Source organism: Sphaerisporangium sp. NPDC051011, from assembly GCF_040653595.1.
In the GTDB taxonomy this organism is placed as follows: domain Bacteria; phylum Actinomycetota; class Actinomycetes; order Streptosporangiales; family Streptosporangiaceae; genus Sphaerisporangium.
On sequence record NZ_JBFAGG010000002.1, the window covers coordinates 146991 to 160364 of the forward strand.

Annotated in this window: 9 protein-coding genes; 8 read left to right on the forward strand and 1 reads right to left on the reverse strand. The window is 71.1% G+C overall.

Features of this window, described 5'->3' with window-relative positions:
- Positions 1–96 precede the first annotated feature (96 nt).
- From gatC to AB0H21_RS04840, 6 genes are all read left to right on the forward strand, one after another.
- Positions 97–396: an Asp-tRNA(Asn)/Glu-tRNA(Gln) amidotransferase subunit GatC gene (gene gatC, locus AB0H21_RS04815; protein ID WP_114027854.1), complete on the forward strand. Its 300-nt coding sequence runs from the start codon at positions 97–99 to the stop codon at positions 394–396.
- Positions 393–1883, forward strand: coding sequence for an Asp-tRNA(Asn)/Glu-tRNA(Gln) amidotransferase subunit GatA (gatA, locus tag AB0H21_RS04820; RefSeq protein WP_358511775.1), 1491 nt, complete (start codon positions 393–395; stop codon positions 1881–1883). The genes gatC and gatA overlap by 4 nt, the downstream gene beginning before the upstream one ends.
- A gap of 27 nt (positions 1884–1910) precedes the next feature.
- A complete protein-coding gene (locus AB0H21_RS04825) occupies positions 1911–3224 on the forward strand; it encodes an AAA family ATPase (RefSeq protein ID WP_358511778.1) in 1314 nt (437 codons plus the stop codon).
- Positions 3224–3862, forward strand: coding sequence for a DUF4276 family protein (locus tag AB0H21_RS04830; RefSeq protein ID WP_358511781.1), 639 nt, complete (start codon positions 3224–3226; stop codon positions 3860–3862). Before AB0H21_RS04825 ends, AB0H21_RS04830 begins: the two co-directional genes overlap by 1 nt.
- Positions 3855–5363, forward strand: a complete 1509-nt coding sequence (gene gatB / locus AB0H21_RS04835) for an Asp-tRNA(Asn)/Glu-tRNA(Gln) amidotransferase subunit GatB (RefSeq protein WP_358511784.1) — start codon at positions 3855–3857, stop codon at positions 5361–5363. The genes AB0H21_RS04830 and gatB overlap by 8 nt, the downstream gene beginning before the upstream one ends.
- Before the next feature lie 256 nt (positions 5364–5619).
- Positions 5620–8034 carry a VanW family protein gene (locus AB0H21_RS04840; protein WP_358511787.1) on the forward strand — a complete coding sequence of 805 codons (2415 nt, stop codon included), beginning with the start codon at positions 5620–5622 and terminating at the stop codon, positions 8032–8034.
- 57 nt (positions 8035–8091) lie between these two features.
- Here the strand turns inward: AB0H21_RS04840 and AB0H21_RS04845 are convergent, their stop codons facing one another.
- Positions 8092–9288: a PQQ-dependent sugar dehydrogenase gene (locus AB0H21_RS04845; RefSeq protein WP_358511790.1), complete on the reverse strand. Its 1197-nt coding sequence runs from the start codon at positions 9286–9288 to the stop codon at positions 8092–8094.
- 82 nt (positions 9289–9370) lie between these two features.
- On the opposite strand from AB0H21_RS04845, the gene AB0H21_RS04850 reads away from it, so the two are divergent.
- Together AB0H21_RS04850 and AB0H21_RS04855 are read left to right on the forward strand one after the other, a co-directional pair.
- Positions 9371–10279, forward strand: a complete 909-nt coding sequence (locus tag AB0H21_RS04850) for a 2-hydroxyacid dehydrogenase (RefSeq protein ID WP_358511793.1) — start codon at positions 9371–9373, stop codon at positions 10277–10279.
- Between the two features lie 243 nt (positions 10280–10522).
- A complete protein-coding gene (locus AB0H21_RS04855; RefSeq protein ID WP_358511796.1) occupies positions 10523–13180 on the forward strand; it encodes an EAL domain-containing protein in 2658 nt (885 codons plus the stop codon).
- Positions 13181–13374: the final 194 nt, after the last annotated feature.

The following is a 13374-nucleotide window of genomic DNA, read 5'->3' on the forward strand; positions in this document are numbered from 1 at the left end:
ACGGCGAACGAAGGTTAATGGTTCGGCCACGTTCGGTCACGCGCCCTAGGATGATGACACTGTCCAATTGCCATCCATGAAACGGGTTAACGACTCATGTCCGCCATAACCCGCGACGAGGTCGCTCACCTCGCCCGGCTGTCCCGGCTGGCGCTGGCCGACGCCGAGCTCGATCACTACGCGACACAGCTCGACGCCATCATCGGCGCGGTCGCGCGCGTGGCCGAGGTCGCCACCGACGACGTCCCGCCGTCCTCGCACGCGCTGCCGCTCACCAACGTCTACCGTCCCGACGAGACGCGGCCGAGCCTGACCCCGCAGCAGGCCCTGGCGGCCGCCCCGGCCGTCGAGGACGATCGCTTCCGCGTCCCGCGCATCCTCGGGGAGGAGGCATGAGTCTCACCCGCAAGACCGCCGCCGAGCTCGGCGCGCTGATGGCCTCGGGCGAGGTCTCGGCGGTCGAGGTCGCCCAGGCCCACCTGGACCGCATCGCCGAGGTCGACGGGCGGGTCAACGCGTTCCTGCACGTCGCCGCCGAGTCGGCGCTGGAGCAGGCCCGCGCGGTCGACGTCCGCCGCGCCGCCGGCGAGGAGCTCGGCCCCCTCGCGGGCGTGCCGATCGCCCACAAGGACGTCTTCACGACCAAGGACATGCCGACCACGGCCGGTTCCAAGATCCTCGAAGGCTACCGGCCGCCGTACGACGCGACGGTGACCGCGCGCCTGCGCGAGGCCGGTCTGGTGATCCTCGGCAAGACCAACCTGGACGAGTTCGCGATGGGCTCCTCCACCGAGAACTCCGCCTACGGTCCGACGCGCAACCCGTGGGACCTGGCGCGCATCCCCGGCGGCTCGTCGGGCGGTTCGAGCGCCGCGGTGGCCTCCTACCAGGCGCCGCTGTCCACCGGCACCGACACGGGCGGCTCGATCCGCCAGCCCGCGGCCGTCACCGGCATCGTCGGTATGAAGCCGACGTACGGCGGTTCCTCCCGCTACGGGCTGATCGCCTTCGCCTCCTCGCTGGACACCCCGGGCCCGTTCGCCCGCAACGTCCTGGACACCGCGCTGCTGCACGAGGCGTTCTCCGGCCACGACGTGATGGACACCACGTCCATCCACTCCGAGGTGCCGCCGGTGGTCGAGGCCGCCCGCCACGGCGACGTCGCCGGGCTGCGGGTCGGCGTGGTCAAGGAGTTCGGCGGCGAGGGCTACCAGCCCGGCGTACTGGCCCGCTTCCGCGAGGCGGTCGAGCTGCTGGAGTCGCTGGGCGCCAAGGTCGTCGAGGTCTCCTGCCCGAACTTCACCTACGCCCTGCCCGCCTACTACCTGATCGCCCCGTCGGAGTGCTCGTCCAACCTGGCCAGGTTCGACGGCATGCGCTACGGCCTGCGCGTCGGCGACGACGGCACCCGCAGCGCCGAGGAGGTCATGGCACTGACCCGCGCCCAGGGCTTCGGCGCCGAGGTCAAGCGGCGCATCATGCTCGGCACGTACGCCCTGTCGAGCGGCTACTACGACGCGTACTACGGCTCGGCGCAGAAGGTCCGCACGTTGATCGCGCGCGACTTCGAGGCGGCCTTCCACCAGGTCGACGTGCTGGTCTCGCCGACCACCCCGACCACCGCCTTCTCGATCGGCGAGCGCGCCGACGACCCGATGGCGATGTACCTCGCCGACCTGTGCACGATCCCGGCCAACCTCGCGGGCAACGCGGCCATCTCGGTGCCGTGCGGCCTCGCCGACGAGGACGGCCTGCCGGTGGGCCTGCAGATCATGGCCCCGGTCCTCGGCGACGACCGCTGCTACCGCGTGGGCGCCGCCGTCGAGAAGGCGTACGAGGCCCGGTGGGGCGGCCCGCTGTTGTCCAAGGCGCCCTCGCTGTAACGATCCGGCGGAGGGAGGAACGGCGTCATGATCACACGCATCGAGATCGACGGCTTCAAGTCGTTCGAGAACTTCGCGCTGGACGTGCCGCCGTTCCTCGTCCTCATCGGCACCAACGCCAGCGGCAAGTCCAATCTGTTGGACGCCTTGTCCTTTCTCTCGAGGGCGGCCGTTCACGGGCTGGATTCTGCCGTGGCGGCCGTCCGCGGTGACGCCCGTGGTCTGTTCCGCAGGCGTGGGGACGGCACCCAGGTGGACCGGATGCGCTTCGCGGTCGAGTTCCTATTGGGCCTGAAACGCCTGCCCAATCGATGGCGTTATGAGTTCGATCTCGCGTGGACCGAGCCGGAAGACTCTCTCGAGAGAATCGTCGTGGAGGGTCAGCGGCTTATCGCATTGTCGCCCGCTGAGGATCGATGGCCGGAGGCCGTCGCGCTGGCGCCCGAGTGGTACACCGAAGGATGGGTCACATACCCGGAGCGGCGTGAGGTGCAGCTCGCCCCTGACCTGTCGCAGGTGCCTGGGGTCTCTAGCTTGCTGGAAATGGCTCTGACATCCTCGAAAGATCCCGATAATTCGACCATCGAGGACGCAGGCGTCGTCAGGCAGATCCTCATCGAGCTCAACGATGTCCGGTTTCTTCACCTGGAGGCAAGCTCGCTGCGCCTGTCCAGTGAGTTCGGCGGTCCTACGCTCATGGACACGTCAGGCCGTGATCTACCGAACTATCTGCGGTACCTGGGGAGGTCGACCAGGTCCAAGGAGCGCCCACTGGGTGTGATCGGCGAGATAAAGATGCACCTCGTCGGGCTGGTCAGAGAAGTCAGTGACTTCGTGATCGTCGAGGACAAGAATCGCAGGGATGCGCGATTGGAGTTCTCCTCTCCATACGAGCAGGGGATCGGCGCCGAGTTCGCCTCCGACGGCACCCTGCGCATGCTCGCCATCCTCGCGGTCCTGCACGATGAAGGCGTCGCGGCCGTCGAGGAGCCGGAGAACGGTGTTTTCCCTGAACGATTCCGGCATTTGCTTGCCCTGACCGCCGGCCTGGTCACCGACGTGAGTGAACCTCCTGAGCGGGATGCCTCAGGCGGCCCGCTCCCGTACCGTCAGGCGATCTTCACCAGTCATTCGCCGATCGTGCTCGATGAGGTGCCCTCCGCCAACCTCGCTTTCCTGGACATGACCACCATCCTGGAGAACGGGGTGGCCAGCCGGGTCACCCGCGTCCGGCGGCTTAGGGAGGATCAAGGCCCGGTACGGGTCGACGGTGAGCGCTGGCCCCGGGTGACCGAGTCCGAGCTGAGCAGGTTCCGCGCCGGAGTAGAGGCGTCGGTCTGATGCGGAGCTTGAGCTGCGTGCTGGTGCGGGAAGGTCCCTCGGACGACTGGTTCCTACCGATCTTGTTACGGCGGGCGCTGGAGACCATGGCCTTGGAGTCGTTTCCGGCGTGCCGGGAGATCCAAGAGGTTCGCAGTATGGTGAAGGCGGGCAGCCAGCACCCGGAGCCGGTGCTCGCAGCCCTCGAAGGTGAACGCGGCGCCTTCGACGTGGTGCTCTACCACCACGATGGAGCGCCGACCGCCAAGTCCGACCCCGTCATCGCCAGGATGCGGCGGACATGGGACGCGGGCGACTTCGCCGAGCCTCTGGTGGCGGTGGTGCCCATGCGGGAGACCGAGGCGTGGATCCTCGCGGACCACGTGGCCTTGGCGCGGGCTCTGAGCGTCCGTCGCGTGAGGAACGGTCTGGTGTCGGGCGCGGCGGTGGAGGGCTGCCCGGACCCGAAGGCGGTCCTGGAGGGGTTGTTGAAGGGAGAAGCCGGGATGAACCCTGCCAAGCCAGGAGTGGTCCGCGACTTCTACATCTCCATGGCCGAGTTCGCCGATGTAGGCGTGCTGAGGAAGGTGCCCGCCTTCCAGCAGTGGTGGAATGACATGATCAAGGCTTTGGAAGGATTGGGTTATCAGCATGGCTGACACGCTGGCGACGATGCCGTTCGACGAGGCGCTGGAGCGGTTCGAGCCGGTGCTCGGGCTGGAGACGCACGTCGAGCTCGGCACGACGTCGAAGATGTTCTGCGGGTGCCGGACGACGTTCGGGGCGCCGCCGAACACCCACGTCTGCCCGGTCTGCCTGGCGCTGCCGGGCGCGCTGCCGGTGGCGAACGACAAGGCGATCGAGTCGACCATCCGCATCGGCCTGGCCTTGAACTGCACGATCGCGGAATGGTGCAGGTTCGCCCGGAAGAACTACTTCTATCCGGACATGCCGAAGAACTACCAGATCAGCCAGTACGACGAGCCGCTGTGCGTCAACGGCTACCTGGACGTCGAGGTCGAGGGCTCCACGGTCCGCATCGAGATCGAGCGGGTCCACCTGGAGGAGGACACCGGCAAGTCCACGCACGTCGGCGGCGCGACCGGCCGCATCCACGGCGCCGACTACTCGATCGTCGACTACAACCGGGCGGGCATCCCGCTGGTCGAGATCGTCACCAAGCCGATCCCTGGCACGGACGGCCTCGCCCCCGAGGTCGCCCGCGCGTACGTCACCGAGCTGCGCGAGCTGATGCGCGCGCTCGGCGTGTCCGACGTCCGCATGGAGGAAGGCTCGCTGCGCTGCGACGTGAACGTCTCGCTGATGCCGCGCGGCGGCAGCGAGTGGGGCACCCGCACCGAGACCAAGAACGTCAACTCGCTGCGCAGCGTCGAGCGCGCCGTGCGCGGCGAGATCGAGCGCCAGGCGGCGATCCTCGCCGACGGCGGGAAGATCGTTCAGGAGACCCGCCACTTCCACGAGGACACCGGCGCCACCACCTCGGGCCGCTCCAAGGAGGAGGCGCAGGACTACCGCTACTTCCCCGAGCCCGACCTGCTGCCCATCGCCCCGGCCCCCGAGTGGGTCGAGGAGCTGCGCTCCGAGCTGCCCGAGCTGCCCGCGGCCCGGCGCAGGCGCCTGCGCGACGAATGGGGCGTCTCCGAGCTCGACATGGCGGCGATGTACAACGCCGGCGCGATCGACCTGGTGGAGGCCACGGTCGCGGCCGGGGTGCCCGCCGCCGACGCGCGCAAGTGGTGGATGGGCGAGCTGGCCCGCCGGGCCAACGAGACGGGCACGGCCCTGGCCGACCTGCCGATCACACCCGCGCAGATCGCCCGGGTCGTCGAGCTGGTCGCCTCGGGCGCGCTGAACGACAAGCTGGCCCGGCAGGTGCTGGAGGGCGTGCTGGCGGGCGAGGGCTCGCCGGACGAGGTCGTCGAGGCCCGGGGCCTGCGCATCGTCAGCGACGAGGGCGAGCTCACCTCGATCATCGACCAGGTGCTCGCGGCGAACGCCGACGCGGCCGACAAGGTGCGCGCGGGCAAGATCGCCGCGGTGGGCGCGCTGGTCGGCGGCGTGATGAAGGCCAGCCGGGGCAAGGCCGACGCCGGCCGCGCCCGCGAGCTGATCCTTGAGCGGCTCGGGGTCGGCGAATAAAACCGTCCGGGCGCCGGGCGCGTGCCCCGGCCGTCCCGTCCCAGGTCCGGAGGGGTCACGGGTCCCGCGATGTGCTCGCGGGGCCCGTCACCGTCTCGACCGCGGGGTGCGATTCTTTCTGACTGGATATTTCTTTCACCCCCCAATCGGCCGCGCGTGGGGCTGGATTCATCCGCTGATGTAGAAGAATTTGCGAGTGCCCGTGGTTTAGGGTGAGGCGGGGGAACCGGTACGGAGAGCGGGAGGAGACGGGGGCGTGCGGAACGCCGGAGCGTCCATCGACCCGCCGCCGGACCCTTTCGCGGCGGTGCGACCGGAAACTCCCGTCGCCCTGCCCGCCGACCGGAAGGCCCCCGCGGACCCGACGCCCGGCGCGACCCCGCCCAAGAAGAAGCTGCCGCGGGGCGTGACGCCCCTGCCGCCCGGTGTGTCGCCCGAGATGTTGATCCCTCCCGCGCCGCCGCCCAAGCCCGCCGCCACGCCAGGTCCGTCATCCGGCCAGCCCGGCACGCTGCCCCCGCCGTCCCCGCCCGCCCAGCCGTGGCCGATGACCGGCACCGCGCGGGTGCGGTGGAGTATGGACGATCCGGACGGCCAGCCGTCGATCATCATGGTCCCGGAGCCTCCCCCCGGGAAGAGCAGGTTGCGGCGCTTCCTGGTCGTCGCCGGCGGCCTCGCCCTGCTGTTCCTGTTCGCCTACGTCGTCCCCGCGACGTTCATGTGGGGCAAGGTGCTGCCCGGCACCCACGTCGCCGGCGTCGAGATCGGCGGCCTGACCGAGACCGAGGCGCTCGACCGCGTCCACGCGCGCTTCGACGGCAACGACCAGCAGGATCTCTCGCTCCTGCTGCGCGGCCGTCCCCTGGACAAGTTCAAGCCCGCCGAGGTCGGTCTGGCCATCGACGCCCAGTCGACGGTCGCCGAGGCGGAGACGGGCTTCCCGGCCCCCGCCGACGTCTTGCAGGCCTTCACCGGCGAGCAGGAGCTCCCGCTCAAGATCTCGACGAACCACGTCAAGCTCGCCCAGCGCGTACGCAAGATCGCCAAGACGATCGACCGCCCGGCGCGTGAGGGGCGCATCGTCTATGAGGGCACCAGGCCGCGCGTCATCCCCCCGCGCGAGGGCGTCGCGCTCGACCGGCAGGCCACCGAGGAGGCGATCAGGCGGGCCTTCGTCAACGGCCCCGCCTCCTCCGCCGCCACGCTCACGGTCGTGACCGTCCGCCCGAAGGCGAGCCAGGAGGCGTTCGCGGGGTTCCTCGACGACGCCCGCCGCGCGGTGTCCGGGCCGATCACCCTGACGAACGGCTCCCAGCGGGCCGTCCTCTCCCCGGCGGTCATCGCCGCGAACCTCGTCTTCGAGCCCCAGCAGAACGGCATGGTCGAGCCGAAGTTCGACGCGCGTAAGGCGGTCGGCGGCGTGGAGGCCGGGCTCGTCGGGGTCACCCAGGCGCCGAGGGCGGCCAGGTTCGTGATCGAGAACGGCGCGCCGAAGCTCGTGCCCGCCCGCGCGGGCAGGGGCATCGACGACGCCGAGCTGACCAGCGCCCTGACCAGGCTGATCGACCAGGGCGGCAGCAGGACGATCCCGGTGTCGCTCGCGATCACCCGGCCATCGCTCACCGACGCCGAGGCGCTCAAGCTCGGCGTGAAGGAGAAGGTCGGCGAGTTCACCACCTCCTTTTCGTGCTGCGCCGCGCGGGTGACCAACATCCAGCGGGCGGCCCGCCTCGTGGACGGCCTCGTGGTGAGGCCGGGGGACACGTTCTCGCTCAACGAAGCCATCGGCGCGCCGACCGTCGCGCGGGGGTTCATCGCCGCCCAGGCCATCGAGGACGACCACCTCGTCATCGCCATGGGCGGGGGAGTCTCGCAGTTCGCGACGACCATGTACAACGCGGCCTACTTCGCCGGCATGGACGATGTCGAGCACACGACGCACACCTTCCACGTCGTGCGCTATCCGCCGGGGCGGGACGCGGCGGTCGAGTACCCCGACCAGGATCTGCGGTGGAAGAACGGCACCGAGCACGGCGTGCTGATCACCACCGCCTCCACCGGCACGTCGGTGACGGTGAACCTGTGGAGCACGAGGACCTACGACAAGATCGAGGCCGAGACCTCCGAGCGGACCGCCGTCACCCAGCCGGAGACGGTCACCGACGACGACCCGCGTTGCCTCCCGATGGGCGGCGGGCCCGGGTTCACGGTGACGGTGACCCGCGTGTTCTCCAAGGACGGCGAGGTCGTCCGGCGGGACAAGCCGGCGACCGTCACGTACGAGCCGCAGCGCAAGGTGGTCTGCCAGGACGGCGGATCGCTGGGCGCGGAAGGGAGCGGCCCCCGGCGCCGGCCGGACGCGAAGCCCGACATCGCGCCGACGCCCGATCCGACACCATTACATCGCTCGAAACCGGATAATCCGACCGGCGATCAGGCCCCAGAGCCCATGTCGGACGTACCGAACGGGAACAAGCGATTAGATGGCTCCGGCCAGAACAACGGCGGCCAGAACAAGGGCGGCCAGAACAAGAACGGCTCCCCCAACCGGTACACGAACGGCAACCAGAACGGCCATGGGAACAGCCGTGGGAGCCAGAGCGCCATGCTCACGGCACCAGCGGCCAGAAACGGCACCCAGAGCGGCCACAGCGGGAACGGCCGTGGATAAGGGCACCGATGCCGGTGCCCCTTTCACGGGTTCTTTCGTGTCCTGATTCTAGTCCCTTTACTGCAGCGGCACGACCAGGACGCGATCGTCGTCGTCCTTCGGCGACCCCCGTCCGTCCTTGTTGCTCGTGCTCACGTACAGCGCCTTGCCGTCCGGCGACGCCGCCACCGCCCGCAGCCGCCCGTACTCGCCCCTGTACCGCGCGATCGGCTTGCCGACCTTGCCGTCCGAGGTGAGCGGGATCTGCCAGAGCCGCTGCCCGCGCAGCGCCGCCACCCACAGCGACCCGCCCGCGTACGCCATGCCCGACGGCGAGGCTTCGGCCGGGGTCCAGGTGAGCAGGGGATCGGTGTAGGCGCCGCCGCCGCCGAAGCCCTCGACCTTCGGCCAGCCGTAGTTGTGGCCCTTCTCGATCCGGTTGACCTCGTCGAAGGCGTTCTGGCCGAACTCGGTGGCGTACATGCGGCCCGCGGGGTCCCAGGCCATGCCCTGCACGTTGCGGTGGCCGTAGCTCCAGATCACGTTGTCGAACGGGTTGCCGGGCGCGGGTCTGCCGTCCATGGTCATGCGCAGGATCTTGCCCCCCAGCGAGCCGAGGGCCTGGGACAGGGAAGGGTCGCCCGTCTCGCCCGTGGAGGCGTACAGGTAGCCGTCGGGGCCGAACGCGAGGCGGCCCCCGTTGTGGATGCGGCCCTTGGGGATGCCGTCGAGGATCTTCACCGGGTCGGACAGGGCCGTGTCGTACCGGTACCGCACGATGTGGTTGGTGCTCGCGGCCGTGAAGTAGACGAAGACGTAGTGGTCCCGCGCGAACGTGGGCGAGACGGCCACGCCGAGCAGGCCTCCCTCGCCGCCCGGGTCGACGCCCTCGATCACGCCCACCTGGGAGACCCGGCCGGAGGGGGTGACGCGCAGCAGTCGCGCGGAGTCCCGCTCGGTGACCAGCGCGTCGCCGCCGGGCAGGAACGCGATCGCCCACGGCACCGCGAGGTTTGCCGCGAGCGTCCGGGGCGTCCCGGGGGTGCGCTCGGGCGCGATGTCCGGCGGCGAGGCGTGCCGGGAGCCCGCCCCCGCGGTGGGCTCGGCGCCGTCCGCGCGTCCGGGATGTCCCGCCGAGCACCCGGCCGCCAGGGCCACGGCCGTAACCCCGGCGAGCACCCTGACGAGCACTCCGGTGGGCACCCTGGCGAGCGCTCCGGTGGACGCCGTGGCCGCGCCCCGCCGGGGGCCGGGGTGGAACGATCGGTTCGTCATGTGACCTCCTCCGTGGATTCAATACTCCTGCCCCGGCCGCCAGGTTCCGGGCACCGCGAGACCGTCGTTAGGGTTGACGGTCATGAAGATTTGGGTGCCTTCGCAGGCCGTCGCGGAGGTTCTGACCGACCTGCCCGACGTCGAGTGCGTCATCTTCGACGGCACAGGGGAGCCTCCCGAGGGCGCCGAGGAGGTCGAGGTCTGGATCCCCTCGCTGATCCCGCCGCCGGGCCTGCCGGGCCTTCTGCGCCGCATGACCGGCCTGCGCCTGCTGCAGACCGTCACGGCCGGCGTGGACGCGTACCTCGGGCACCTGCCGGACGGGGTGGTGCTGTGCAACGCCCGCGGTGTGCACGACGCGGGCACCGCCGAGTGGGTCGTGGGCGCCATGATCGCGGTCCTGCGCGAGTTCCCCGCCTTCGCCGCGGCCCAGGAGCGCGGCGAGTGGACCTACCGCCACACCGGCGTGCTCGCCGACTCCACGGTCCTGATCGTCGGGTACGGCGCTATCGGCGAGGCCCTGGAGCGCCGCCTGGACGGCTTCGAGGTGGACGTCGTCCGCGTGGCGAGGACGGCCCGCGAGGGCGTGCACGGTCAGGACGAGCTTCCCCGCCTGCTGCCCGAGGCCGACGTGGTGGTCCTGCTCGTGCCGTCCACCAAGGGGACCGCGGCACTTGTGGACGCCCGGTTCCTCGCCGCGATGAAGGACGGCGCCGTTCTGGTCAACGCGGCCAGGGGTCCGGTGGTGGACACCGGCGCGCTCCTGGCCGAGCTACGATCGGGGCGGCTGCGGGCGGCGCTGGACGTCACCGACCCCGAGCCCCTGCCGAAGGACCACCCGTTGTGGACGGCGCCGGGCCTGTTCGTCACCCCGCACGTCGCCGGGAGCACCCCCGCCTCGATCCGCCGCCTGCGCCGGCTCATGCGGTCTCAGATGCTGAGATACTTGTCCGGGGAACCGCTGAAGAACCTCATCACAGGCTTGTACTGAGCGTTGACAGCGCGTCCTGACTCGGACCGATAGGAAAGCAAACCCAGACCGTAGCTGCCTCGTGACCTCTGCTGCGTACGGTGAGTCTCATCGCGCGCCCGGCCCGGTTGTTGCGGGCCCAGTTGTTGCGGGGTGGCATGGTGGTTATCGGAACGGTGACGACCTCGCGGTTGCCGCCTCCCGCGCCGCCGCTCGGGCGCGACACTTGCCACGTGACAGGGATGAGCCGCATGGGCGACGACGTTGAACGGCCTGCGTGACCCGAGGGTCCCGCTGAGCGCCGCCGCCGGTCTCGGCGCGGTGGCGCTCGCGGCGGCCCTCCTGGTCAACGGGTCCTCCGTGGTCGTCACCGCGGTGGCCGGGGTCGTCGCGGGCCTGATCGCCGCGATCTCGCTGTTCGTCGCCTCCGTGCGTGCCGCGCGCCGCTCGCGGCGGCGGTCCTCCTCCCTGCGCTGGCTGTCCTTCGGGGCGGTCACCTGGGTGGCGGGGGTCGGCGTCCGGCCGCTGGCCGACGGCACACCCTTCGTGCTGACCTTCGCCGACGTGCTGTTGCTCGTGGGCACCCTGCTGCTCGCCTTCGGCACGGGCCGCACCGCCCGCAGGCCCGCGTACGGCAGCTACCTGCTCCAGTACGTAGCCGGGGCCTATCTCAGCGCGGCGTCGCTGTTCACGATCTGCTGGGTCCTGCTGCTCGCCCCGGTCTACGCCAAGGCGGACGAGCCGACCTCGCTGGCCTCGCCCGTGCTGTGCCTGCTCGCGACGTGCGCGGTGGCGCCCGCCGTGCTGGCCGCCCGCTCGGCCGAGCGCCGCGCCGGGCTGGCGGCGCTGGCCGTACTGGCCACGATCACGGTCGGCGAGTTCGCCACGTCCATCGGGCGGGCCACGGCCTCGGACGGGCCTCCGCTCGTCGTGGGCATGCTGGCCCCGGTGGCGTTGCTGCTGCTCGCGGCCACGCCGTGGTCCACCCGCACCCGCGCCCGCCCGGCCGGCCCCGCCGCGGCCGTCGTGGTGGACGGCGCGCCGCTGGCCCTGGTCGCCGTCGCCACCGTCGTCGTGGCGGTGCGCATGGTCGCCGGATGGGCCCCGCCGCTGACGCCGGTGCTGCCCGTCGCGGGCGGTTCGATCATGCTCGTGCTGCTGGTCAAGGTCTTCTTCCTGGACCTGTCGACGACCAGCATGCGCACCACCCTGGAGACCGGCGAGCGGCGGCTGATCCAGCTCGCCGAGAACGTCGGCGACATCGTCCTGGTCTTGGACCGCGACGGGGTGATCCAGGAGATGGGCTCCGGCGTGGAGGCCCTGTACGGCTACAGCCCCCAGGAGCTTGTCGGCCAGGCGGTCTTCGGGTACGTCCACTCCGAGGACGTACCCGCCCTCCAGGCCGCCCTGCGGACCATGACCACCGAGGACGAATCCTCCCCCGACCGCGTGGGGGCCTGCCGGGTCTCCTGCCGGGTGCGCGCGGCGGACGGCACCTGGCGGCCCGCCGAGTCCGTCGCGACCCGCCACCCGCGCGAGGGCGAGGACCTCGTCCTGATCTCCACGCGCGACGTCAGCGACCAGGTCGCCCTCCGCAACCAGGTCGCCCACCTGACCTTCCACGACGGCGTCACCGGCCTGCCCAACCGCGCCTACTTCGAGGAGCGCACCCGCGAACTGCTCGCGCGCCGGGGCGCCGCCCGCATGGCCGTGGTGTTCATGGACCTGGACGGGTTCACCGGCGTGAACGACTCCGTGGGCCACGCCAGCGGCGACTACCTGCTGAGCCAGGCCGCCCGCAGGCTGCGCGCCGCCGTCAACTCCGACGACACGCTCGCCCGCTGGGGCGGCGACGAGTTCGCGGTGCTGCTGGAGTCCGGCGGCTCGGGCGGGGGCGCCGAGGGGCAGTCCGCCATAGACCTCGCCGAGCGCCTGGTGCGCGCGGTGTCCTCCGAGCCGTTCCGCGTGGCCGACCGCGACATCGCACTGACGGCGAGCGTCGGCGTGGCGTTCGCCGAGGACGGCGTCCCGGCGGGCGATCTGATCCGCAACGCCGACGTCGCGATGACCCGCGCCAAGGAGCTCGGCGGGCGCCGGGTCGAGGTGTTCGCCGCCCACATGCACGCCGACGTCGTACGCCGCCTGGAGCTCGCCGCCGACCTCCAGCGGGCGCTGCTGGCCGAGCAGTTCGCGGTCGAGTACCAGCCGGTCGTGGACCTGGCGACGTCCCGGGTGACCGCCGTGGAGGCGTTGGTGCGCTGGTGGTCGGGCGGCACGTTCGTCCCGCCGCAGCAGTTCCTCGGCGCCGCCGAGGACACCGGGCTGATCGTCCCCCTCGGCGAGTGGATCCTGCGCGAGGCGTGCCGGGAGGTGGCCGCGTGGCGGGCCTCGTCCTGGGACATCGGGCTGTCGCTCAACCTGTCCAGCCGCCAGATCACCGCGCCCCGGTTCGTCGAGACGGTCGAGGCGGCGCTGGCCGAGAGCGGGCTGCCCGCGAGCGCGCTCACCCTCGAGGTGATCGAAGAGATGCTGGTCGAGGACGCCGAGGAGGTCATCGCCCGCCTGTCGTCCCTGCGGGCGCTCGGCGTGCGCCTGGCCATCGACGACTTCGGCACCGGCTACGCCTCGCTCGCGCTGCTCCGCCAGCTTCCCGTCGACATGATCAAGATCGATCCGTCGTTCGTGTCCGGCCTCGGGTGCGACGAGACGCTCGCCCTGCTCACGCGTACGATCGTCCGGCTCGGGCACGATCTCGGGCTGACCGTCGTGGCCGAGGGCATCGAACGCCCCGAGCAGCTGGAGCTCCTGCGCGAGATGGGCTGCACGCGCGGCCAGGGCTACCTGGTGGCCCGCCCGATGGCGGCCCGCGGCGTCGACTCCCTGATGCGCACGAACTGCACTCCCCTGCAGAACACCGCCTGAAGGCGCCCTGAACACGCCGTGCTGGAGACGTGGCCATAGGCTGTTCGGGCGCGGCGGTGTTCTGGAGGAGGAGGGCCGGGACGAGCCCCTTCCGAGTGACGACGGAAGAACGCCGCCTCCGGGGCGCCCCGAACCGCCGAGCGGAGCGAGGCCATAGGCACAGCGCCCCGAACACGCCGTGCCAGAGGTGCGGC

Coding starts and splice junctions, on each gene's coding strand:
- gatC (WP_114027854.1), top strand. CDS start 97: ATGTCCGCCATAACCCGCGACGAGGTCGCTCACCTCGCCCGGCTGTCC.
- gatA (WP_358511775.1), top strand. CDS start 393: ATGAGTCTCACCCGCAAGACCGCCGCCGAGCTCGGCGCGCTGATGGCC.
- AB0H21_RS04825 (WP_358511778.1), top strand. CDS start 1,911: ATGATCACACGCATCGAGATCGACGGCTTCAAGTCGTTCGAGAACTTC.
- AB0H21_RS04830 (WP_358511781.1), top strand. CDS start 3,224: ATGCGGAGCTTGAGCTGCGTGCTGGTGCGGGAAGGTCCCTCGGACGAC.
- gatB (WP_358511784.1), top strand. CDS start 3,855: ATGGCTGACACGCTGGCGACGATGCCGTTCGACGAGGCGCTGGAGCGG.
- AB0H21_RS04845 (WP_358511790.1), bottom strand. CDS start 9,288: ATGACGAACCGATCGTTCCACCCCGGCCCCCGGCGGGGCGCGGCCACG.
- AB0H21_RS04850 (WP_358511793.1), top strand. CDS start 9,371: ATGAAGATTTGGGTGCCTTCGCAGGCCGTCGCGGAGGTTCTGACCGAC.